General features: G+C 58.5%; 23 protein-coding genes. 15 read left to right on the forward strand and 8 right to left on the reverse strand.

Annotation, left to right across the window (positions count from 1 at the left end):
• Window positions 1-409: 409 nt before the first annotated feature.
• Both ABRP87_RS06805 and ABRP87_RS06810 read left to right on the forward strand, forming a co-directional pair.
• Window positions 410-1,396 carry a LacI family DNA-binding transcriptional regulator gene (locus tag ABRP87_RS06805; protein WP_349868152.1) on the forward strand — a complete coding sequence of 329 codons (987 nt, stop codon included), beginning with the start codon at window positions 410-412 and terminating at the stop codon, window positions 1,394-1,396.
• Window positions 1,397-1,407: 11 nt separating this feature from the next.
• Entirely contained in the window at window positions 1,408-2,316 is a 909-nt protein-coding gene (locus tag ABRP87_RS06810) for a ribokinase (protein ID WP_284631457.1), read from the forward strand.
• A gap of 384 nt (window positions 2,317-2,700) precedes the next feature.
• On the opposite strand, the gene purE is transcribed toward ABRP87_RS06810, so the two are convergent.
• A complete protein-coding gene (gene purE, locus ABRP87_RS06815) occupies window positions 2,701-3,201 on the reverse strand; it encodes a 5-(carboxyamino)imidazole ribonucleotide mutase (RefSeq protein ID WP_349868153.1) in 501 nt (166 codons plus the stop codon).
• A 23-nt stretch (window positions 3,202-3,224) separates the two neighbouring features.
• The gene (locus ABRP87_RS06820) at window positions 3,225-4,433 is read right to left on the reverse strand and encodes a 5-(carboxyamino)imidazole ribonucleotide synthase (RefSeq protein WP_349868154.1); all 1,209 of its coding nucleotides are present in this window, start codon (window positions 4,431-4,433) and stop codon (window positions 3,225-3,227) included.
• On the opposite strand from ABRP87_RS06820, the gene budA reads away from it, so the two are divergent.
• Window positions 4,419-5,150: an acetolactate decarboxylase gene (budA, locus tag ABRP87_RS06825; protein ID WP_349868155.1), complete on the forward strand. Its 732-nt coding sequence runs from the start codon at window positions 4,419-4,421 to the stop codon at window positions 5,148-5,150. The two genes, ABRP87_RS06820 and budA, sit on opposite strands and share 15 nt — an antisense overlap.
• Here the strand turns inward: budA and ABRP87_RS06830 are convergent.
• Window positions 5,128-5,568 (reverse strand): YdbT family protein, encoded by a 441-nt coding sequence (locus ABRP87_RS06830; RefSeq protein ID WP_239269360.1) that lies wholly within the window; start codon window positions 5,566-5,568, stop codon window positions 5,128-5,130. The genes budA and ABRP87_RS06830 overlap by 23 nt on opposite strands.
• A gap of 87 nt (window positions 5,569-5,655) precedes the next feature.
• Window positions 5,656-6,525, reverse strand: a complete 870-nt coding sequence (locus ABRP87_RS06835) for a biotin--[acetyl-CoA-carboxylase] ligase (protein ID WP_349868156.1) — start codon at window positions 6,523-6,525, stop codon at window positions 5,656-5,658.
• Window positions 6,526-6,568: 43 nt separating this feature from the next.
• Between ABRP87_RS06835 and ABRP87_RS06840 the strand changes: the two genes are divergently transcribed.
• From ABRP87_RS06840 to treS, 6 genes are all read left to right on the forward strand, one after another.
• Window positions 6,569-7,561, forward strand: a complete 993-nt coding sequence (locus tag ABRP87_RS06840) for an ABC transporter ATP-binding protein (protein ID WP_349868157.1) — start codon at window positions 6,569-6,571, stop codon at window positions 7,559-7,561.
• Window positions 7,562-7,663: 102 nt separating this feature from the next.
• Window positions 7,664-8,926: an ABC transporter substrate-binding protein gene (locus ABRP87_RS06845; protein ID WP_349868158.1), complete on the forward strand. Its 1,263-nt coding sequence runs from the start codon at window positions 7,664-7,666 to the stop codon at window positions 8,924-8,926.
• A 298-nt stretch (window positions 8,927-9,224) separates the two neighbouring features.
• A complete protein-coding gene (locus ABRP87_RS06850) occupies window positions 9,225-10,130 on the forward strand; it encodes a carbohydrate ABC transporter permease (protein WP_349868190.1) in 906 nt (301 codons plus the stop codon).
• The gene (locus ABRP87_RS06855; RefSeq protein WP_349868159.1) at window positions 10,130-10,951 is read left to right on the forward strand and encodes a carbohydrate ABC transporter permease; all 822 of its coding nucleotides are present in this window, start codon (window positions 10,130-10,132) and stop codon (window positions 10,949-10,951) included. The genes ABRP87_RS06850 and ABRP87_RS06855 overlap by 1 nt, the downstream gene beginning before the upstream one ends.
• Window positions 10,951-11,136: a hypothetical protein gene (locus ABRP87_RS06860; protein ID WP_005277398.1), complete on the forward strand. Its 186-nt coding sequence runs from the start codon at window positions 10,951-10,953 to the stop codon at window positions 11,134-11,136. Before ABRP87_RS06855 ends, ABRP87_RS06860 begins: the two co-directional genes overlap by 1 nt.
• The gene (gene treS / locus ABRP87_RS06865; RefSeq protein ID WP_349868160.1) at window positions 11,133-12,638 is read left to right on the forward strand and encodes a maltose alpha-D-glucosyltransferase; all 1,506 of its coding nucleotides are present in this window, start codon (window positions 11,133-11,135) and stop codon (window positions 12,636-12,638) included. The genes ABRP87_RS06860 and treS overlap by 4 nt, the downstream gene beginning before the upstream one ends.
• Window positions 12,639-12,906: 268 nt before the next feature.
• Here treS and ABRP87_RS06870 read toward each other — a convergent pair whose 3' ends face one another.
• From ABRP87_RS06870 to ABRP87_RS06880, 3 genes are read right to left on the reverse strand one after another with little or no spacing between them, the layout of a single operon-like run.
• A complete protein-coding gene (locus ABRP87_RS06870; protein WP_239269354.1) occupies window positions 12,907-13,485 on the reverse strand; it encodes a hypothetical protein in 579 nt (192 codons plus the stop codon).
• Between the two features lie 3 nt (window positions 13,486-13,488).
• Window positions 13,489-14,061, reverse strand: a complete 573-nt coding sequence (locus ABRP87_RS06875) for a hypothetical protein (protein WP_349868161.1) — start codon at window positions 14,059-14,061, stop codon at window positions 13,489-13,491.
• Between the two features lie 22 nt (window positions 14,062-14,083).
• On the reverse strand, window positions 14,084-15,352 hold the full coding sequence (locus tag ABRP87_RS06880; protein WP_349868162.1) for a hypothetical protein: 1,269 nt from the start codon (window positions 15,350-15,352) through the stop codon (window positions 14,084-14,086).
• A 339-nt stretch (window positions 15,353-15,691) separates the two neighbouring features.
• On the opposite strand from ABRP87_RS06880, the gene ABRP87_RS06885 reads away from it, so the two are divergent.
• The 5 genes from ABRP87_RS06885 to ABRP87_RS06905 are packed head-to-tail and all read left to right on the forward strand — an operon-like array spanning window position 15,692 to window position 19,133.
• Complete coding sequence (locus tag ABRP87_RS06885; RefSeq protein WP_349868163.1) at window positions 15,692-17,152, forward strand: acyl-CoA carboxylase subunit beta; 1,461 nt, start codon at window positions 15,692-15,694, stop codon at window positions 17,150-17,152.
• A 6-nt stretch (window positions 17,153-17,158) separates the two neighbouring features.
• Window positions 17,159-17,368, forward strand: a complete 210-nt coding sequence (locus tag ABRP87_RS06890) for an acyl-CoA carboxylase subunit epsilon (protein WP_284628984.1) — start codon at window positions 17,159-17,161, stop codon at window positions 17,366-17,368.
• On the forward strand, window positions 17,368-17,955 hold the full coding sequence (locus ABRP87_RS06895) for a Maf family protein (RefSeq protein ID WP_349868164.1): 588 nt from the start codon (window positions 17,368-17,370) through the stop codon (window positions 17,953-17,955). Before ABRP87_RS06890 ends, ABRP87_RS06895 begins: the two co-directional genes overlap by 1 nt.
• Before the next feature lie 30 nt (window positions 17,956-17,985).
• Window positions 17,986-18,402: a DUF3151 domain-containing protein gene (locus ABRP87_RS06900; RefSeq protein WP_349852116.1), complete on the forward strand. Its 417-nt coding sequence runs from the start codon at window positions 17,986-17,988 to the stop codon at window positions 18,400-18,402.
• A gap of 2 nt (window positions 18,403-18,404) precedes the next feature.
• On the forward strand, window positions 18,405-19,133 hold the full coding sequence (locus ABRP87_RS06905) for an LppP/LprE family lipoprotein (RefSeq protein ID WP_349868165.1): 729 nt from the start codon (window positions 18,405-18,407) through the stop codon (window positions 19,131-19,133).
• A 121-nt stretch (window positions 19,134-19,254) separates the two neighbouring features.
• Here the strand turns inward: ABRP87_RS06905 and ABRP87_RS06910 are convergent, their stop codons facing one another.
• A complete protein-coding gene (locus ABRP87_RS06910; protein WP_349868166.1) occupies window positions 19,255-20,166 on the reverse strand; it encodes a DUF4282 domain-containing protein in 912 nt (303 codons plus the stop codon).
• A gap of 275 nt (window positions 20,167-20,441) precedes the next feature.
• Between ABRP87_RS06910 and ABRP87_RS06915 the strand changes: the two genes are divergently transcribed.
• Window positions 20,442-21,305: a sulfurtransferase gene (locus ABRP87_RS06915; protein ID WP_349868167.1), complete on the forward strand. Its 864-nt coding sequence runs from the start codon at window positions 20,442-20,444 to the stop codon at window positions 21,303-21,305.
• Window positions 21,306-21,350: the final 45 nt, after the last annotated feature.

The raw sequence follows: 21,350 nt of genomic DNA on the forward strand, positions 1-21,350 counted from the left end.
GTATCCGGCTGGAAACAAGCCATCAACCAAATGGCCGTAGCCTTTCCCGCCCGCTTCGACAAATACCTATAAACCTAACCCCACACACAAACAACTTGACACGCTCGATCAACATCAACCTCGTTGAAGGAATGAAACATCGCCAACCACCGCGGATGAACCCGAAACTATCCAAACCCCGGCCGAAACGCAGGCCATAACCATAAATCGCTAGAAGTGTCCAAGAACTCCATGGATTCCGTGTCCAAGAAGACACCGGACTCCGTGTACAAAAACCCTATGGACATAACATCATTAGCTTAGACCGGCGCGAACCCTTGACAGGCACAGGTACTGAACCGTAAATTGAGACACAAACGTGCAATCGATTGCACGACCCGTCGAAGCTGCTCTACCCCTAGGAGCCGAAATGGCCGCAACCACCCTCAAGCACGTAGCCGCTGCTGCTGGAGTGTCCATTTCCACCGCCTCGCGCGCACTTGCAGAAAACCCAGCTATTTCCGCAGCCACCCGCACGCGCGTAAAACAGGCAGCTGAACAGCTCAATTACCGCCCAAATGCCCAGGCGCGCGCGCTGCGCAACGCACGGTCCAATGCCATCGGCCTCGTCATACCAAGCCTGGATAACTCGTATTTCGCCGCCATGGCCGCCGCAATTGAGCAAGAAGCTAATGCTTACGGTTTCGCCACCATGATTACCAGTTGCGGCGAGGATCCTGCGCGTTTGAAACGCGCCCTCGATGCCCTCACGCAGCGGCAGGTCGATGGAATAATTACCGTTCCCCTCGATGGCGCAGAAGAGGCGATTGGCCAGGCCCACTCTTATCGGCCGTTGCTATTGATTGACCGAACACTTGGGGGCTTCCCTGCTGTGTTCTCTGATCCCAGTCCGGGAATGCACAGGGCAATTGCGCAGCTCAAGGACAAAGGCCATACCTCGATTGGCTATCTTTCCGGCCCCCAAGAAACCTCTACTGGCAGGCAGCGCCTCGCTGTATTCAAGGAAGCAGCTCGCGACCTTGATATCCACATTCACCACGGCAGCTTCCGGCACCGAGAGGGATATAAAGGGGCGATAGAGCTACTAAATGCAGGGGTTACGGCCATCGTCGCCGCTGACTCGATGATGACTGCGGGCGCATTAGAAGCCTGTCATAATTCCGGCAAGGCCATTGGAGAGGAAGTCGCACTCGTCGGTTTCGATGACTTCATTTATCTGCGCTTCCAACCGGCACCCATATCCGTAGTGGACCAAAACGTCGATCACATGGGCAAGATAGCCACCGCAGAACTCATCGCGGCCATCAAAAATAAGCGCCCGCCTCAAGGATCGATAATCGATACGCGATATATCCCCCGCATGTCCACAGCATTCACCGTAGAATCCGATTCATAGGAGGATTTCCAATGAGCAAGCTCACCGTCGTCGGCTCGATTAATGCTGACCTTATTGTCCACGCCGAACGCCACCCGCACCCCGGCGAAACCCTGCTGGGCTCCGGCGGCGAGATCCTCGCTGGCGGCAAGGGCGCGAACCAAGCGGTAGCCGCCGCGCAATTGGGCGCCAATGTAGCTTTCGTCGGCGCGGTCGGCTCCGATCCCTACGCCGAGCCCGCCATGCACTACATGCACAGCTCCGGCATCGACCTCAGCGCGGTGGAACAGTCCGATACCACTACCGGCTTGGCGGTCATCACGGTCTCCGCCGATGGCGAAAACACCATCGTCATCTCCCCCGGAGCAAACGCTCTTGTCGATGCCCCCTTCGTCACCGCCCGCCAATCCACCATCGCCGATGCGGACGTGGTCCTGCTCCAGGGCGAAATCCCCGCCTCCGGTTTCAAAGCCGCCGTCGATGCCGCCCAAGGACGCGTAGTCGTCAACCTCGCCCCTGTCATCGAGGTGGATCGCGACGCCCTCCTGCAGGCCGATCCCCTCATGGCCAACGAGCACGAGGCTGGCCTCATCCTTGAGCAACTGGGCCTTTCTTCCACCGGCACCCCGCGCGAGCTCGCCCACCGCCTGGTTTCCGCCGGCTTTAAATCGGTGGTGCTGACCCTCGGGGCCGAAGGCGCCTACGTGGCAACGCCCGAATCCAACACGGATATCCCCACCCCACAGATCACCGCGGTCGATACCACCGGCGCCGGCGATGCCTTTGCCGGAGCATTTTGCACCAAGCTCCTTGAAGGCGCCACGCTTGTCGATGCCGCCACCTTCGCCGCCCGCGTCGGTGCCTTCGCCGCCACCAGCGCCGGCGCCCAGCCATCCTATCCCACGACCTCTTCGAGGTTGCCAGAGGTCACACAGAAATAGGAGCGCACAGCTTTAAAATCACACCAATGGAAAGTCGCATCAGCCATCATGCATAAGAGCTTTGGAAAAGATAGTAAGAATGGGAGAAAGAGCAGCAAGAACGAGCCTAAAAATGGAAAGCCTTTTTAATCTCGCTATTGATATTCCTGCTTTTCCCCTTGCCTTTTGCTCTTTACCTTGGCGGCACTGAGTGGCTTTTCAACGACAAGGAATCGGTGCCGAAAGAATTCTGGGTTTCTTATGTACTAGGTTTCGTCGTTTTTATTGGTGGATTGCTCTGGATGCAGATCAAAGAGTGGTTCCACAATGACTCCAAGAATTCTAAACGGTAGCTGACTGGAGTCCCCCTCTCTTTTAGCCGACAAAGAAAGGGGGAGCTCCTCCCTACTCCCCTAGCAACTTCGAGCGCAGGTTCTTATCCTTCTGCTCAACTTCTTCTGCCATCTTTTCTTGGTAGGCAACCATCATGTCTTGCAGCGCTGGGTCTCCGGCGCCCAAGATGCGGGCGGCCAGCAGGCCGGCATTCTTTGCGCCGCCAATGGAGACGGTGGCCACGGGAACGCCGCTAGGCATCTGCACGATAGAAAGCAGGGAGTCTAGGCCATCGAGGTCCTTGAGTGCGCGCGGGATGCCGATAACGGGCAGCGGCGTGGCCGCAGCAACCATGCCTGGCAGGTGGGCGGCGCCACCGGCACAGGCGATGATGGCTTTAAGGCCGCGGGAGTGTGCGCCCTTGGCGTAGGCCAACATCTTTTCCGGGGTGCGGTGGGCGCTGACCACGCCAACCTCAAAGGGAATGCCGAAGTCCGCGAGGACTTCCGCTGCGGGTTCGACGGTGGGCCAATCCGAATCCGAGCCCATGATGATTCCTACCTGCGGTTCCATAATGTCCTTTCTAGGTTTAAGAGTTATGCCCACGTTGCGTGCATCAAAAAGTGCGCGGCCTGGCGGGCGGCATCGCGGGTCTCATCGAGCGATGTACCAGCGACATTGACGTGGCCGATCTTGCGGCCGACGCGGTGATCCTTGCCGTACAGGTGAATCTTGGCGTGTGGGAAGCGCTCCATGACCTCGCGCACGCGCTGCGGCATGGGCATCTCAGGATCTTTGTCCGCGCCGAGCACGTTGGCCATAACGGTCACCGGGGCGAGGGCGTCCACCGCGCCCAAGGGCAGGTCCAGTACGGCGCGCAGGTGCTGTTCGAACTGTGAGGTCACGCAGCCATCCTGGGTCCAGTGGCCGGTATTGTGCGGGCGCATGGCCAATTCATTGACAGAGATGTCCTCGCCACCCTCACCGTTGAAGGCGAAAAGCTCCACGGCCAGCACGCCGGTCACGCCGAGGGATTCGGCAATGCCAAGCCCCAGCGCAGAGGCGCGTTCGGCCAGATCAGGCGAGAGATCGGGCGCGGGCGCGATGGCCTCGGCACAGATGCCGTTGGCCTGGCGGGACTGGGTAATGGGCCAGACCTTGGCTTCACCGGATGGGCGGCGCGCTACCAAGATCGACAGCTCGCGGGTCAGGTCCACCTTCTCTTCGGCCATGAGCGGCGTGCCGGCCTCTAAAAGCTCGGCGACGAGCTCATCAAGATCGGCATCCGAAGGAAACCACACGCCCTTGCCGTCATAGCCACCGCGGCGGGCCTTGAGGCAAACGCGCCCGTCTACGGCATCGAAAAAAGCGCGGGCATCGGCGACTGATTCGATGGCACTAAACCGCGGGACGGGCGCCCCCAGAGCGGAGAGTTTTTCGCGCATGTCCAGCTTGTCCTGGGCATAGCGCAGGGCGCTGGGCTGGGGCTGGACGTTGAAGGAGGCATCGATAAGCGCGGCGGAATGCTCATTGGGCACATGCTCATGCTCGAAGGTAACCGCATCCGCGCCGCGGGCTGCTGCGAGCAGGTCCTCGTACTTGTGGTAATCGCCCACCACGATGTCCGGGGTAACCTGCGCGGTAGAAGAATCCGGGCTACCAGCAAGAATCCGCAGATGAATATCGAGTTCAGCCGCGGCCGGCTGCATCATGCGCGCCAGCTGACCATCGCCACAGACAGTTACAATAGGTTTTGAGACACTCACGCCCACAATATTAGCTTGGATACCATGTTTACCCGTCATTCGATCTTCCAGAACTCCCTCATGAGCGCCCTCCTTGATGGCATTTATGACGGCGAGATGACCATCTCTGAGCTGCTAGGAAAGGGCAATTTTGGCATCGGTACCTTTAATGGCCTCGATGGTGAAATGATCATCTTGGACGGGACCTGCTACCAGCTGCGCGGCGATGGCTCCGCGCGGGTTGCGGACTTGGACCAGCAGACTCCTTATGCCGTGGCCACCAACTTTGTGCCGCGCATTCTTGTCGATGCCCCTCGAGGCCTGCGCCGCGACGAGCTTTCCGCCTTCATCGATGAGGTGGAACCTTCCGCCAATTACATGTACGCCGTCCGCATCACGGGCAGGTTTTCTGAGGTCTCAACGCGCACCGTGGTCAAACAAACCAAGCCCTATCCCCCAATGACCAAGGCGGTCGGCGGCGATAAAGAGCTGCACTTTAGCGATGTCGAAGGAGTCATTGGTGGCTTCCGCACTCCCGTGTACGAGCGCGGGATTTCGGTGCCCGGCTGCCACGTGCACTTTATCGACGCCGCGCGTAAGTCCGGCGGACATGTGCTGGATTACACCGTGGATGAGGCGAAAATCGAGCTCTGCCCCGGTTCCGATTTAGAACTGCGCCTGCCGCTGACCCAAGAATTCGGCCGCGCAAACCTCGCGCCGGAGGACCTAGATAAGCAATTGCACTCGACCGAGGTTAAAACCAAGGGCGATCATTAATAATCTCCGCCACCTGCTTCGACTTGGCCACGGTGGGAAAATACATGGCCCTGTCCCAGCCGTTGAGCGCAATGGAAATGCCGCCGCGGCGCTTGCGGGCGCCGCGAATATCTTCCAGCGGGATCGAATCGATGTGGCGGCCCTCTCGCACGATGACGCGGCGATTGGTGACGATGAACCGCTTGCGGCGGGCCCTATATAAAGGAATAAGGAAGCGCCACGTGCTCAGCCCAGCCCACAAGACGACGAGCCCATTGCGCAACATCGGATCTACTCCCTGGGCATCGCACCAGCCGATGGCAATCCACAGCACGCCGGTGATGAGGATGAGCTCCAAGAATGGGAAAACGAGGGCGCGAAACGGCGCGGATACATCCGCGCGCTTTACCTCGCCTTGGCCCATCTTCATCAATCCCATAGCCATGGATAGTACCAGTGCGAGGCCGTGCTGCTCAGACCACGCGGACTCCGCAGCACCCGCCGCACGATGCCTATCGTGCGGCGCCTATCGCGCCGGACGCAGATGCGTCACGTCGCCGGCGGAGTAGTACTCGCCCGCGACGTTAATGCGGCCGTCATCGCCAATGCCCTCAACGCGGCCGATGACATCGCCAGTCGGGGTCTCCAACCGCACCTCCTGGTCAATGGATGAGCACACCGCGCGGTAATCCTGCATAAGCTGCGGATCCTGGTTCTCCCACTGCGTAATGCGGCGGCGCAGGTTTTTCAGCACGGTAATGGCCAGCTCGGTGCGATCGGTATCGCGTCCTTCAAGCGCCAACGAGGTCGCCTTTTCAATGGGCAATTCCTCGCGGGTGAGCGTGACATTAATGCCCATACCCACGACCACGCGCGCGGAGGGCGCCTGCCCGCCGACGGCCTTATTTACCTCGGCCTTATTGACTTCAGTCTTGTTGACCTCGGCTTTGTTCAGCTCTGTTTTGTTGAGCTCAGTCTTATTGACCTCGGTCTTCGGTGCGGACTTGAAGGCTTGGCCCACAGGACCGGCCTCGGCAAGGATGCCGCAGAGTTTATTGCCATCGATATGCACGTCATTCGGCCACTTGAGCACGGAACCCTCGATGGAATCGGTCACGGCCAGGCCCGCGGCCAGCGGAAGCGTCCCCAAGTAATCGAGGGAATCGGGCAAGAGCAGCACGGAAAAGATCACCTGGGATCCGGCAGGCGCCGTCCACGCCCGGCCGAGGCGGCCCTTGCCGGATAGCTGCTCATCGGCAAGCAGCACGGTGCCATCGGCAACGTTGGTGGCCTGCATCAGATCGGTATTGGTGGAACCGGTCTGATCCACGAAATCGATGGTGGTGAAGTCCTCTGCCAGGGCGGTGCGGATGCGGTGCTTATCAAGTGCAGTCATAGATTCCAAGATACCGCCCGCTGGTGGTGCTAGTGTGTTGCGCATGGCAAAGGTCACTTTTGAAAAGGTAAATATCACTTACCCCGGCGCGGCGGCGCCCACAGTGAAGGAATTGGACCTAGAAATCGCAGACGGCGAGTTCCTCGTTTTGGTGGGCCCTTCTGGCTGCGGTAAATCCACGACGCTGCGCGCGCTGGCCGGCCTTGAACCAATTTCTAGTGGCCGGATTCTCATCGATGATGCGGATGTCACGGGCCTCGAACCGGGCGATCGCGATATTGCGATGGTTTTTCAAAATTATGCGCTCTACCCGCACCTTTCGGTGGAAGAAAACATGGGCTTTTCGCTCAAGCTGGCCAAGCTCCCCAAGGCTGAAATCAAGCAAAAGGTCCAGGATGCAGCGGAGATGCTGGGATTGAACGAGTTCCTCAAGCGCAAGCCCAAGGACCTATCGGGCGGTCAGCGCCAGCGCGTGGCCATGGGCCGTGCCATCGTGCGCAATCCTAAAGCCTTCCTCATGGATGAGCCGCTATCTAACCTGGATGCGAAGCTGCGCGTGCAAACCCGTACGGAACTTGCGAGCCTGCAGCAGCGGCTTGGGACCACCACGGTCTATGTCACCCACGACCAGGTCGAGGCCATGACGCTGGGGCACCGGGTAGCCGTGCTCAAAGATGGCGTATTGCAGCAGGTTGCCCCGCCGCGCGAGCTTTATGCGGAGCCAGCCAACGAGTTCGTGGCCGGCTTTATCGGATCGCCTGCGATGAATATCTTTGACCACAACGGCAAGCGCCTGGGCGTGCGCCCGGAAAATATGCACCTCAATGAAGGAGCTGAGGGCCTGCGCGGCGTGGTCGACCTGGTTGAAGAATTGGGCTCCGAATCCTTTGTCTACGCCACGGTGGGTAGCGCACGGTTCGTCGCGCGCTGCGAAGGCACCCCACCGCGGCGCGGTGAGGAGGTTGTATTGGCCTTTGATGAAAACGTCGCACACCGCTTCGACCATGAAACCGGGCAACGCATCTCTACCTCCTAATTCACCCCCCATTTAGAGGTGAATAATCAAAATCTATTCTACGCGCGGTGTTTGTAAATTATTTTTAAGGAACACCCAAGCTTTCTGAAAGGTGAATTCCCCATGAAGAAGTACTTCATTCGCACCACAGTCGCCACCACGGCAGTATTGGCGCTGGCCGGCTGCTCCACGTCTGACGACGGTGCAGATAACGCGGATGGCTCCGCATCCGGTTCCGGTTCCGGCGCTGACTCCCACGGCCCTATCACCTTTGCCATGGGCAAGAACGACACGGATAAGGTCACTCCCATCATCAATAAGTGGAATGAAGAAAATCCGGATGAAAAGGTCACGCTCAAGGAGCTCGCGGGCGAGGCAGATGCCCAGCGCGAGACTCTGGTGCAGTCCCTCCAGGCCGGCAATGATGACTACGATGTCATGGCCCTCGACGTGGTCTGGACCGCGGAATTCGCTGCCAACCAGTGGCTCCAGCCGCTCAACGGTGACTTCGAGACCGATACCTCGGAGCTCTTGCCGGCCACCGTGGAATCCGCAACCTACAACGACGTGCTGTATGCGCTGCCGCAAAACACCAATGGCCAGCTCCTCTTCCGCAATACTGAACTCGCGGACGCTACCCCGGAGAAATTCGCCGACCTCGAATCCGCCTGCAAGGAACTGAAAGACGGCAAGAATTGCCTGACCACCCAGCTCAAGCAGTACGAGGGCTTGGCTCTAAATACCGCCGGCTTCATGGAGGGCTGGGGCGGCTCGGTGCTTGACGATGACGGCAATGCCACCGTCGATTCCAAGGCAGCCCAGGAAGGCCTGCAGGCCATGGTGGATGCGTATGAAGACGAAATCATCTCCAAGGACTCCACCGCCGCCACCGAGGAAGAGACCAACATGGCCTTCACCGAAGGCAAGACCGCCTTCGCAGTGAACTGGCCCTACATGTACACCAACGCCGTAGATTCCGGCATCGACGTTGAGGTCCAGGCCCCGCTGGGCAAGGACGGAGTGGGCGTGTCCACCTTGGGCGGCTACAACAACGGCATCAACATCAATTCCAAGAACAAGGGCACCGCCCTGGACTTCATGAACTTCATCATCAATGAGGAGAACCAGAAGTCCTTTGCTGAGCAGTCCTTCCCGCCGGTTCTTTCCTCCATCTACGATGACCCACAGCTGCAGGAGGAATTCCCCTACCTGCCAGCGCTGAAGGAATCCCTGGAAAACGCCGCACCGCGCCCGGTATCGCCGTTCTACTCCGCCATCTCTAAGGCCATTCAGGACAACGCTTATGCCGCGCTTACCGATGGCAAGTCTGTCGAGGATGCCACTTCCGATATGAAGGCGGCCATCGATTCTGCTTCGCAGGGTTAAAGATATGCTCCCTGCACCTCGTATCCCACGAGCAGGGAGCATGCTGAAAACGGAGAAATACATAGCGAACCGCTAGTACACAATTGGGTGAGGAAGGCGCATACGCCACTGCCTCACCCTTTGTGGTTTTCCCACCCTAGTTGGGGGTAGAATCGAGCGCACGAGAAATCATCTTAACTCAGAAAGGCGAACTCCCGTGGTCACCACTTCGCCGACGCAACAGACGCACTCATCATCGAAAAAGCCCAAGCGCGCCACTAGCACCTCCAGGTTTGCTAATTTCGGGCGCCCGGCCGCGCTGATCGCCCCGGCGCTCATCGTGCTGGGCATCATCATCGGTTATCCCATCGTGCGCGCCGTCATCCTGTCTTTCCAAGGAAACCGGCAGCTTAACCCACAAACGGGCCTCTTTGAAGAAGGCGGTTTCGCCGGCCTAGACAATTACCTGTACTGGATCAATAACCGCTGTGTTTCCGGTGCGGGTGAAATCACGACGTGCCCGCCCGGTGTTATCGCCACCGACTTTTGGCCCGCCGTTAAAATCACGCTGTTTTTCACCGTGGTCACCGTCGCCCTGGAGACCATCCTCGGCATGTTCATGGCCATCATCATGAACGGCGAATACCGCGGCCGCGGCTTGGTGCGCGCCGCCGTGCTCATCCCTTGGGCCATTCCTACCGCCGTGACCGCCAAGCTGTGGCAGTTCATGTTCGCCCCAGAGGGCATAGTCAATTCCTTGCTTGGTACGAATATCGCCTGGACCACGGACCCGTTTTATGCGCGCTTTGCCGTCATCATTGCAGACGTGTGGAAGACCGCGCCGTTTATGGCGCTGCTCATCCTGGCTGGCCTGCAGATGATCCCCAAGGACGTCTACGATGCCGCCCGCGTCGATGGCGCCAACCGCATCCAAACCTTCTTCCGCATCACCCTGCCACTGGTGCGCCCAGCCCTGATGGTGGCCGTGCTCTTCCGCACCCTGGATGCGCTGCGCATGTATGACCTTCCCGTCATCATGATTTCGAGCTCCTCCAACTCTCCTACCGCCACCATTTCCCAGCTGGTGGTGGAAGATATGCGCCAAGGTAACTTCAATTCCGCCTCAGCGCTGTCCACCCTTATCTTCTTGCTCATCTTCTTCGTCGCCTTCATCCTCATCCGCTTCCTCGGCGCGGATGTCTCCGGCAGAAAGGGTGCAAAATAATGCGTAAATTCGGACACTACGCGGGCATTATCTTCATCATGTTCTGGGGCCTTGCCCCCTTTTATTGGATGGTGGTCACCGCCCTGCGCAGCCGGGAATTCACCTTCGATACCACGCCCTGGCCAACGCATATCACGCTCGATAATTTCCGCGATGCCCTCGCGACGGACAAGGGCAACGACTTCCTCGGCGCGCTGGGCAATTCGCTGTTCATCTCGCTCGCAACCACCGCGGTAGCCGTCTTGGTCGGCGTATTTACCGCCTATGCGCTCTCCCGCTATGACTTTCCCGGCAAGGGCATCGTCACCGGCATCATCCTGGCAGCCTCCATGTTCCCCGCCATCGCGCTGGTTACCCCGCTCTTCCAGCTCTTTGGCCGCCTAGAGTGGATCGGCACCTACCGCGCGATGATCATCCCGAATATCTCCTTCGCCCTGCCCCTGACGGTCTATACCCTGCTCAGCTTTTTCCGGCAGCTGCCGTGGGAGCTCGAGGAGGCCGCCCGCGTGGATGGCGCGTCGCGCGCCCAGGCCTTCCGCCTCATCCTCCTGCCGTTGGCAGCACCAGCGCTCTTTACCACCGCGATCATCGCCTTTATCACTACTTGGAATGAATTCATGCTGGCCAAGCAGCTATCCACGACGGGCACCGAGCCGGTCACGGTGGCCATCGCCCGTTTCTCTGGCCCCTCGGCCTTCGAGTACCCTTATGCCGCAACCATGGCGGCTGGTGCATTGGTGACCATACCGCTTATCATCATGGTGCTCATTTTCCAGCACCGCATCGTCGCCGGGCTTACCGCAGGAGGTGTAAAGGCCTAATGCGCCGGTCCCTGCTGTGGGATTCGCTCCTCGGATTCCTCGGCTTCTTCGCGTGCCTTGCGGTCATCCAAGCCGTAGTGAACTTATTTGAAGACTCTCCCGCCGTATGGCCCAGCCTGGTGGCCGGCGTGCTGTGCGCACTGACGTACCTTGCGTGGCGGGCAAAAAGAAAGGATCTGCAATGAGCTGGTACCACAACGCCGTCTTCTACCAAGCCCTGGTGGGCTCGTTTAAGGACTCCGGCAATAACGAGGCCGAGAATAAGGGCATCGGTACGCTGCGCGGGGTCATCGACAAGCTGGATTACCTCCAGTGGTTGGGCGTGGACTGCCTCTGGCTCTCGCCGTTTTATGCCTCGCCGCTGCGCGATGACGGCTACGATATCGCCGATTATTATTCCATCCACCCTGATTACGGCACGATGGCAGATTTCGAGGAACTGGTTGAGGAATTGCACCGCCGCGATATGCGCATCATGACGGACCTGGCGCTCAACCACACCAGCTCCGATCACCCGTGGTTCCAGGCTTCGCGCTCCGACCCGGATGGCCCGTTTGGGGATTTCTACGTCTGGGGCGATGACCCCGAGCGCTACCCCGAAATCCGCGTCATTTTCACCGACGTCGAGACCTCCAACTGGACCTGGGACGAGGAGCGCCAGCAGTACTATTTCCACCGCTTTTACTCCCACCAGCCGGATCTCAATTACGATAACCCGGACGTGCAGGATGAGGTCTTTAATATCTTGTCCTTCTGGATGGACAAGGGCCTCGATGGCCTGCGCCTCGATGCCATCGCGTACCTCTTCGAGCGCGATGAGCTCGGCGGCGAGTCCCTGCCGGAGACGGTGGAGTTCGTGGAAAAGATTCGCGCCTTTATGGATACCCACTATCCCGAGGCCGTCCTCATTGCGGAGGCCAACCAGCCGCCCAAGGAGACGATGGAGTACTACGGCTCCGGCAATCGCTTCCACATGGTCTTCAACTTCCCGGTCATGCCGCGGCTGTACCAGGCGCTCGCGCTTGGCGATGCCACCCCCGTCTACGACATCCTCAACCAACTACCGCCGCTGCCCGAGGGCTGCCAGTGGGGTACCTTCCTGCGCAACCACGACGAGTTGACCTTGGAGATGGTCGACGATGACGTCCGCGAGCTGATGTATCAGACCTACCTGCCAGAAGAAGGCATGCGGGCGCACGTGGGCATCGCCAGGCGGCTCATGCCGTTGATGGGCGGGGACCGCCGCAAGGTGGAGCTGATGTTTTCGCTGCTGATGACCCTGCCGGGTGCGCCCTTTATTTATTATGGCGATGAAATTGGCATGCTCGATGACACCTCTTTGCCGGATCGCTATGCCGTTCGCACCCCTATGCAGTGGGACGATAGCGAAACCGCGGGCTTTAGCGCCCGCACCCCGGCGCGGCTGCCTATCGTCGGCGGCACGTCCGTGGAATCTCAGCTCAACGATGCCACTTCCCTGCTCCACAGCGTGCGCACCATGATTACGGAGCGCCACGCGCGCCCCGAGCTGGGCACGGCACCCTGCGAGCCGGTGGAAACCGGTAAGGAAAGCGTACTCGGTTACCAGCGCGGCGACCTGTTGTGCCTGCACAATTTCAGCGACCGCTCCGTTGACCTAGGCCCCGTTGAGCTTGGGCCATACGGTTACGCGTGGTTGCCGGCCTAAAGCGGTTGTCTTTGGCCATGCATGACCGCTGCATGGCCAGTCATGCCGGTGGATGCGCCCGGCTTTTGCAATTTGTGCATCCTCCACTGCGATAACTGAGCAAACCCAGCCCTCAGATATCGCAAATCTTCCTCAAATGTTGCAGAGGACCCTGCACTTTGGAGGATGCACTTCTACAAACCAAGCAGTGCGCGCCGTCGCTGCTACAAAAAGAGCCCAGCTCCACACCCCGATTCATAGGGTGCGGCTGGACTCATTTCCTGATGAATTAACTCCAGTCCGGAGCGTCTTCTAAGCGCAGCTCGGAATAGCGAGCTTCAGGGACAGTGGCCGAATATGGTTTTCCTACCGTTTCCCATACTTGGTCTCGGTTGCAGCGCACATCCTGGCCATCGGTATCCAGCATGGTAAAGCCCCACACCAACTTGCCTTGGGAATTTGCAGGCAAAGTATATGGCCCAACTACCTGGTTAATCTTCCAGTGCTGTTCGCTGACGTAGTTGAAGCCGTAGGTCTTGGTCAGGATCTTGGCCAAATCTCCCTCTCCCTGCACGGAGCCGGAAACCTCAACGGTTTCTGTCCGCGCTTTGGATACGGTGTGTTTGACCGGCACCGGCTCAGCATTGTGGTTGGCCACGCTGGCGGCATCGGTTTGCTTGAACCAGCGGCGCTTCGCGGTGACATAGGTGGAGTTCTCCCCCGGCGTTGCGCAATGCGTGCCGGGCTTATAGTCATCGTTCCAGCGCTGGGGCAGTTCAAAGTCTCCGCCGAAGTCAGAGGCGTGGGCTACTGGAACGGCCACCAAGCTCAGCGCTGCGATTGCACTAGCGATGGTCTTAGCCTTCAAGGTTTAACCCCAATCGTTGTTATCACGGGTGGAGACCGCGACGTGGCGTTCCTTGGGCAGAGTTGCGGTAAATTTACCGCCATTGGCTTGCCAGGTGTGGTCGGAACCGCACACGGTCTTTTGACCCTCGAAGTCAGAGACTACCCAGCCAGCCTTCAGCACGGCAGTCTTACCCGGAGCGATATCGTATGGGCCGACCTGCTCGCCTACCTCGTAGGTCTGGCTTGAGGTGTAGCTGGAGGAGAAGGTGAAATGAATCAGATCCAACAGCTTGAAGTCCACACCAGCAGAAACGTCCCAAGACTTGGTCTTGGTTTCCTTGATGGAACGGGTCACTGGAAGTGGCTCATCGTTGTAGTTGGAAACGGTCCAGGTGCCGGCGGAACCGTCGAAATAGGTGCGCTTAATATCAATGGTCTGGCCGGTATCGCCAGGATTGGCACAGCGCTCGCCAATCGTGGTGGGGTTTGCTGGGCCCAGGTCGCGCTGCGGCAATGCATTGGCGGCTGGGGCAGCGAATACGCCGGCGGCAACGGCTACAGCCGCGGTGGTGGACGCAATCTTGGAAATGCTCATGATATGTACTCCTAGCAGGTAGTTAGTAGATGGTTTGGGTGGGTACGGGCAGATCGCGGTATTCGTCAGGGGTGACGTCTACGGTGCGGGTACTACCGTCTTTGGAAGTGATTGTGGCTTCGGCCCAGAAACCGCTCGGGGCGGTGGTCTGTTTATAGTTCGAGGTGAGGTCGTACTTGCCGGATTTTCCGCAGTGCACCTCGCGATAGTTGATACGGGTCATGGTGGTGCCGTATTCCACGCGAACGCGCTCTCCGGGTGCAAGGTTTACGTGTTTGAGCTCAGTACCAACCGGCATATAGGCACGCTTGATGGCGCCGACCGACTCGAGCCAGCCCTGGGGAATATCGCCCCTATTGCCTCGCCAATTGGTATACGGATCGTGCTGGGCACCAACTACGAAGTCCGTTACCGGCGCGAATTCATAGTCACCCTGAGACCAGTTGAGGAAGTCGGTGGAATAACCGGGCTTGCGGAAGGTGGGCTTCACCGCCGTGATATCCAGCGGATACCAGGAGTTATCGTTGGCCTCGCACTTTTCGCCTTCCTTGGGCCACACAGGATCGCGTTGGGGTTCGGCGGCTGGTTGCATGATCTCGTCTTTGCTCGGATCAGCGATCTTTTCCAAGCTGGGTCCGGAAACCGCAGTGTAGTTACCTTCGATGGGCTTAGAGTTAGTGCTGCCGGAACGAGACGGAATTTCCATTGCCAAGTCCGATACGGATCCATCAGCCTTGATGATATAGGCAAAGGCATAGCGCTCTGCTGGGGCTTTACCGCGGATGACGTTGGCGCCGGGAATGTTTTCGAGGCGGTCATCATTGCAGCCGACGAACATGGAAATAAAGTCCTTTTCGACCACGCCGTATTCCACGCGGAAGGATTCGCCCGGCTTTAGTTTGACGGGCCCGAAGGTTTCTTTATCTCGCCAGCCATTGGCCATTTTTAGGCCAATATCGGATTTAGCGGTGGTGTCCCAACCAGAGGGCAACTTGGCCTTGGAGTTGGCGTCAATTTCGTGGTTGGTGCCGGTTTCTACCTGGGCGGTGTACGGCACCTCCTGGTCGGTGGTGTTTTTGAATTGCAAGGTTCCGTCGCTCATGTAGCGACGGCCTGTTTCAGCAAACCGCCATTCGCGTTCGGTGTTATCTCCGGCGGCGCTGCAGCTTTTATAGAGGTTGGTAATGGGATATGCCTGTGGCATCGGGGGAATATCGCGCGCATGTGCCGCGGGCGCGAGAAGTGTCGCGATGGCAAGCGGCGCGACAAGTCGCAGTCCCTTTGAAATCACCAGAAGACCGTCCTTATGATTGTTTAAGGATACGAGAAATAATTCATGAAGACACAGCCGATATTAAGCTCTTCGTTATAGCTCCTCAACAGTTACGGCTATCTCTCTTTATGACATTTATCGTCGATACGGTGGGAAAACGCCCCTTACCGGTAACGAACGCTGCACATCACATTTCATCCTTACCCCTATAAAGGGGAGCTAATATTTCCTAATGTCTGGCAGGTACTCCGGTTGCGCTAATGCCGCACCGATAACGCTCCGCCACCGACCCCTGTGACGATGCCCAAACTGCACAATTTCCGCATCTTTGGCCTTCCACTAGTACACTCAGCGCCTATGACTGACCTGAAGACCACCGCTGGCAAAATTGAGGACCTGGACAACAAGCTCGCCGAGTCCCGCGCGCCGTTGGGGGAAGGCGAGCCAGCCGCCCGCACTCGCGTGAATCAGCTGCTCGATGAGGGTTCCTTTGTAGAAACCGATGCACTGGCCCGCCACCGCTCCACCGACTTTGGCCGCGAGCACGATCGCCCGTACACCGATGGCATCGTCACCGGTTACGGCACCATCAACGGGCGCCGCGTGTGCATTTTCAGCCAGGATGCCACCGTCTTTGACGGCACGATGGGTGAGGTTTATGCGGAAAAGCTCACCAAGGTCTATGACCTTGCGCTGAAAACCGGCGTGCCCATCGTCGGCATCTATGATTCCACCGGCCCGCGCGCGCAAGAGGGCATCGTCACGCTTGCTGGCTACGCCCGCATCCTCGCCCGCGCGACGGAGGCCTCCGGTCTTATCCCGCAGATCTCCGTGGTGACCGGGGATACCAGCGGCATTGCGGCATTTGCGCCCACGCTTGCCGATGTCCTCATTGTCACCCACGGCACCAGCCTGCACCAAGCAGGCAGCGATGTCGCCGAAGCGGAACCGGAAACCTTTGGTGGTGCCGCAGTCCACGCGAAGTCGGGCACCGCGCAGCTCAGCGCCCCGAGCGAGCAGGCAGCCCTCGACTTGGTCCGCGACGTACTGGCTTACCTGCCGGCCAATAACCGCGCCGAGGCAACGCGCATCGATACGCGCGAGGTCGCCGAGTTCGATCTGGATTCCGTCATCCCGGATTCGGCAACGGATGCCTATGACATGCGTGAGGTGGTCAACGCGGTCGTCGATAAGGGCTCCTTCTTTGAGCTTTCGGCCGAGGCCGCGCCCAATATCATCACGGGCTTTGCCTTCGTAGATGGCCGCGCCGTGGGTATCGTCGCCAACCAGCCGCTAGCGCTGGACGGCGCGCTGGATTCGGCCGCGGCGGAAAAGGCGGCACGCTTTGTGCGTCTGTGCGATGCCTTTAATACCCCAATCATTGAGTTCGTGGACTCGCCTGGTTTCGTTGCCACCCCGGCGGAAGAAAAGGCCGGTCTCCTGCGCCGGGCGGCGGGGTTTGCGTATGCGCAGGCGGAGGCGAGCGTCGGCAAGCTTACGGTGGTCACCCGCAAGGCCATTGGCCCGGCCTACGCGTTTATGGGGTCCAAGGACCTGGGCGCGGATTTGGTCTATGCCTGGCCGACCGCGGAAATCGCCGTCGCCGAAGCGGCCCAGACCGCGCTGGCCATCTACGGCGATGAGGATAAGCAGGAAGAAATGGACGAGCTTTTCTTGCACCCCTACGCCGCCGCTGAGCGCGGCCTGGCCGATAATGTCATCGAGCCTTCCGCTACCCGCCACTACCTGGTTGAAGGCCTGCGCCTGCTAGAGCGCAAGGTTGTGGCCCAGGTACCCAAGAAGCACGGAACTGTTTAGGAAAAGATGTCTGAACCCGAAATCAAAGTCCTGAAGGGAAACCCCACCGAAGAAGAGCGCGCCGCGCTCTCGACGGTGCTCAAGCAGATGCAAAAGGACCACTCCGGTGCCTTTGGGGATCGCAACCACTGGGGCAGGCCCGGCGAGCGCTTCGACCACTACGGCGCGCAGCGCGTCTTTAATCCCTCTGCCTTCCACACCGTGCGGTATTACTAATGCGCCTCATTTTGGCCTCGCAGTCCCCCTCGCGCGCTGCCATCCTGCGCACGGCCGGCGTGGAACCGGTGCTCGAGCCCGCCGATATTGACGAGCGCGCCCTAGAAGCCCAGTTGGCGGGGCACTCGCCTGCCGATACCGTGGCAAAGCTTGCCACCGCCAAGGCCGAAAAGGTCGCCTCCCAGTACCCCGACGAGCCGGTTATTGGCGGCGATTCCATGCTGCTATTGGATGGCCAACTGCAGGGCAAGCCGCACACCGTCGAAGCCACCATCGGGCGTTGGCACCAACAGGCTGGGCGCACCGCGCAGCTGCTTACCGGCCATTGCCTGATTTTTGGCACGCAACGCCACGTGGAAACCTCTACCACGACCATCCGGTTCGCAGAGGCTTCTGCCACCGATATCGAGGCCTACGCTCGCAGCGGCGAGCCCTTGGAGTGCGCGGGCGCGTTTACCTTGGAGGCCATGGGCGGCTGGTTTATCGATAGCATCGACGGCGATCCCTCTTCTGTTATCGGGCTGTCCCTGCCGGTGGTGCGCCGCGCGCTTTACTCTTTTGGGCTTAACGTTTCTGATTTCTGGTAGGCCCGCACGAGCATCGCTAGAGTGTGTCTTATGGAAATGAAAGACATGCTTGCTCCAGAACCTATTAAGTTACCCGCCGATCCCGGCACCAAGGACGCGGCCGCACCTGCGGCCGGCATCGTAGACCACCCGGATTCCCCGTTGCTGTGGGCCATGCTCGCGGAGCAGGAGCTCGACAAGCTAGAGGGCGCGGATCCCAACGAATACATCACCGCTTATGCCTACGCCCGCACCGGCTACCACCGCAGCTTAGACCGCCTGCGCGGCAATGGCTGGAAGGGATGGGGCCCGGTCCCCTTCTCCCACGAGCCCAACCAGGGTGTCCTGCGCGCCATTGCAGCCCTTGGACGTGCCGCCAAGGCCATCGGCGAGGACGATGAATACGACCGCATTCGCCAGATGCTTTCCGATGCCGACCCCGATAGCGTCTCTCAGCTGCTCGATTAAGTATGTTTGCTAGAAATATATCCCGCTGCTTAAGTTCCAAGGCCGCAATAACGCTCCTCGCTGCGGCGCTGCCGCTTAGCTTGGCGGCGTGCGGCTCGGATGACCAGGAATCTAATTCAGCTTCGTCCCAATCCGAATTTTCTACCCACAGCCCAGAAGCCTCGGGGCAGACCCACACGGTAACCGAAACGCCCACTAAAGAAGCCCCGGAACAACCCAACGATAATAAGGGCAAGGATTCTTCCACCGATTCCGAATGCGCGGATCTACCAAACGATCCACGCGACGCTTATGCATCTGGCACCGCGCCCGGGCGCATGCCCTCTGATAGAGGTGATGACTTCAACTTTTGGATCGCGGATATCGACAACTCCTACGATCCCTGTGCGCCCATCAGTTGGATTACTTTCAACGGTGAGGTGGGGGACAAAAATGGCCCCAACAATAACGCAGCATCGGTCGGCCATGCACTGGCCCTATACGTCCATGGAGAGCCCGTGAATGAAGTCACCATGTTTGACTCGGTTGATAAGGTCAGCCGAGTCTCAGACGATGCAGTCGACTTCACGTGGGAAGAGCGCTCAATTACTACGTCCGCGGGGATCACCGCGCATCACACAGTGCGCCTCCAGGTTGATGGTGACTCGGTGGAACCAGTCTCTGGCGATATTGACCTTTTCAATAAGGCTTTGAATGAGCACATGACGTTCATGCTCGGTTCTTATGGCTAGGCCATAGGAGTTGCCGTCTTCCATTCGTCTTCGCACACCACATAATAATGACCCCGCGGATTGCCGCGGGGTCATTATCTATAGGAGTTTCAGGCACAATTCATAGTGCCCAGTCTTTATCCTAAGACTCCTTGTCCAATAGGTCTCCGGTGTTTTGCGCTGTGCGCACGTTTGCCACTAACGCTTCCAAGGCGAGCCTTGTGATCACCATCCCAGCATAAAAAACCACAGTAGCTAGCAGGACGAGGACGATGAATCCGATAAAGCTGAGGAGAACGTATCCAAACTCGCCCTCCGAAATTCCATCTATACCGACGATGGTCCCTAGAATAAATGCCACTAGAACGTGGAGAGCCCACCAAACTCCGCCCAGCACCATAGCGTCGACATAGATCGCCTTCACATGGGTCAGAGTCATGAAATCTTTAAATTCAAATTCCCAAAGCCCACCTAAGAGGCCTTTTTTATTCCCCAGGCCCTTCATAGCTGCACCGAATCCACGCTTGTTCTGTCCAGCTGCTCGCCCATAGCTTTGAGGGGCCTCAGTGCCCTGAGGGGGTTGACCAAAATTTGGGTGAGAACCTGCCTCCGGGTTGTACCCGCCTGCAGCCGATGCCTCCTGTGATTGTTGTCCCGTGCCCCACCCGGCGTCTGGCCCAGCATCATTAGCAGGCCGGCGGTTGTTTTCTGCCGAGTTTGCGGACGAGGGCTCCGAATCAGTAGCAGATTTATGGTCCTGCGATGCGGATTCTGCATCTGCTGCGGACGATTGGGAATCCTGGGGGCTGGACTTATCCGAACCAGCATCTACAGGCTGATCGCCGCCTGGAGTTGAAGCTGCATTCTCAGCAGACGTACTAGGTTCTTTGGCCTCCTGCGCACGAGGCTCCTGTCCACCATTTTTCTGCGCCTGATCGTTCTGTGGTTTAGGAACGGCGGACTCAGGAGTTTCAGTGTTCTGACGGGGTTGTTCCGAAAAATCACGGGGTGTAAAGCTTTGAGGGGCGTCAGAGTTGCGGTCGTTTTCAGCCATTATCTGGTCCTTTTAGTTGTAGTCAGGGTAGGTAGGAAAGTGTCCCACGACACTAATTCGCGGGGCCACTAAGCAGGTTACAGCGTCAACCCAAAATTTATCCATCTCTGACGCGGCTCACCCCTTCGCAACGTCGCGGCCCCTACCGAGTCAATTCATTCCACGCACGTTATGTATGGAAAACCACTTTCACTATTCCAATGTGATAAATCGAGAAAATTCGAGTTAAAGTAGTGGGAGCGAAAAAATAGGTTTATTAGAAAGGTAGGCGGGCAGTGGCAGACGTAGACCCCTATCCCCCATTCCAGCAATATGCGCACCCAGAGCGGCTTGTTTCCGCTCCGTGGCTGTCCGCGCGCCTAGGCATTAAAGGGTTACGCGTTATCGAGGTCGATGAAGACTCTCTTTTGTACGATATCGGGCACATTCCCACGGCGACGCGGATCAATTTCCGCACCGAGCTAATAAGCTCGCTCACGCGCGACTTTATCAACGGTGAGGAATTTACCCGCTTGATGCGGGAAAAGGGCATCCACGAAGACGATACCGTTGTCCTGTACGGCGATAAGTCCAATTGGTGGGCGGCCTACGCACTATGGGTATTTACCCTCTTTGGCCACAAAGACGTCCGCCTCCTCGATGGCGGACGCGATGCGTGGATGTCAGAAGAGCGCGATACCTCCTTCATGGTCCCAGAATTCCCCGAATCCAACTATCCAGAGGTAACCCGGGACGACTCCCTCCTGCGTGCCTTTGTCGCAGACGTACGCGAGGCAACCGGTTCCCTAGTTGATACCCGCCCGCCGGAAGAATTCGCAGGTGAAGCGACGGAGTTCGACCCGAATGGAAACTCGCCTTATGGCACCACCATGTGCCACGGGCACATTCCGGGTGCGATCAACTTGGAATGGGATCGCGCAACCTACCCCAACTCCTGTTTCCGCAACGTTGATGACCTGAAGGTCAACTACGGCATGCTGGAGCCTGATACCCACACCATTTTGTATTCCCACCTAGGAGCGCAGGCCGCGTTCACTTGGTTCGTGCTCACTTACCTTTTGGGCTTTAAAAAGGCGCAGGTCTACGATGGGTCATGGTCTGAGTGGGGCAACATGGTCAATATGCCGATTGAAAAGTAGATTTTCGTTCGGCCAATAATTACCCACATCGCAGCGATGTGGGTT

Source organism: Corynebacterium sp. KPL2830 (genome assembly GCF_040225635.1).
Taxonomy (GTDB): domain Bacteria; phylum Actinomycetota; class Actinomycetes; order Mycobacteriales; family Mycobacteriaceae; genus Corynebacterium.

What these genes read in the sequence shown, in the direction of transcription:
- ABRP87_RS06805 (WP_349868152.1), top strand. Translation starts at nt 410, where the DNA reads ATGGCCGCAACCACCCTCAAGCACGTAGCCGCTGCTGCTGGAGTGTCC.
- ABRP87_RS06810 (WP_284631457.1), top strand. Translation starts at nt 1,408, where the DNA reads ATGAGCAAGCTCACCGTCGTCGGCTCGATTAATGCTGACCTTATTGTC.
- purE (WP_349868153.1), bottom strand. Translation starts at nt 3,201, where the DNA reads ATGGAACCGCAGGTAGGAATCATCATGGGCTCGGATTCGGATTGGCCC.
- budA (WP_349868155.1), top strand. Translation starts at nt 4,419, where the DNA reads ATGTTTACCCGTCATTCGATCTTCCAGAACTCCCTCATGAGCGCCCTC.
- ABRP87_RS06820 (WP_349868154.1), bottom strand. Translation starts at nt 4,433, where the DNA reads ATGACGGGTAAACATGGTATCCAAGCTAATATTGTGGGCGTGAGTGTC.
- ABRP87_RS06830 (WP_239269360.1), bottom strand. Translation starts at nt 5,568, where the DNA reads ATGGGATTGATGAAGATGGGCCAAGGCGAGGTAAAGCGCGCGGATGTA.
- ABRP87_RS06835 (WP_349868156.1), bottom strand. Translation starts at nt 6,525, where the DNA reads ATGACTGCACTTGATAAGCACCGCATCCGCACCGCCCTGGCAGAGGAC.
- ABRP87_RS06840 (WP_349868157.1), top strand. Translation starts at nt 6,569, where the DNA reads ATGGCAAAGGTCACTTTTGAAAAGGTAAATATCACTTACCCCGGCGCG.
- ABRP87_RS06845 (WP_349868158.1), top strand. Translation starts at nt 7,664, where the DNA reads ATGAAGAAGTACTTCATTCGCACCACAGTCGCCACCACGGCAGTATTG.
- ABRP87_RS06855 (WP_349868159.1), top strand. Translation starts at nt 10,130, where the DNA reads ATGCGTAAATTCGGACACTACGCGGGCATTATCTTCATCATGTTCTGG.
- ABRP87_RS06860 (WP_005277398.1), top strand. Translation starts at nt 10,951, where the DNA reads ATGCGCCGGTCCCTGCTGTGGGATTCGCTCCTCGGATTCCTCGGCTTC.
- treS (WP_349868160.1), top strand. Translation starts at nt 11,133, where the DNA reads ATGAGCTGGTACCACAACGCCGTCTTCTACCAAGCCCTGGTGGGCTCG.
- ABRP87_RS06875 (WP_349868161.1), bottom strand. Translation starts at nt 14,061, where the DNA reads ATGAGCATTTCCAAGATTGCGTCCACCACCGCGGCTGTAGCCGTTGCC.
- ABRP87_RS06885 (WP_349868163.1), top strand. Translation starts at nt 15,692, where the DNA reads ATGACTGACCTGAAGACCACCGCTGGCAAAATTGAGGACCTGGACAAC.
- ABRP87_RS06890 (WP_284628984.1), top strand. Translation starts at nt 17,159, where the DNA reads ATGTCTGAACCCGAAATCAAAGTCCTGAAGGGAAACCCCACCGAAGAA.
- ABRP87_RS06895 (WP_349868164.1), top strand. Translation starts at nt 17,368, where the DNA reads ATGCGCCTCATTTTGGCCTCGCAGTCCCCCTCGCGCGCTGCCATCCTG.
- ABRP87_RS06900 (WP_349852116.1), top strand. Translation starts at nt 17,986, where the DNA reads ATGGAAATGAAAGACATGCTTGCTCCAGAACCTATTAAGTTACCCGCC.
- ABRP87_RS06905 (WP_349868165.1), top strand. Translation starts at nt 18,405, where the DNA reads ATGTTTGCTAGAAATATATCCCGCTGCTTAAGTTCCAAGGCCGCAATA.
- ABRP87_RS06910 (WP_349868166.1), bottom strand. Translation starts at nt 20,166, where the DNA reads ATGGCTGAAAACGACCGCAACTCTGACGCCCCTCAAAGCTTTACACCC.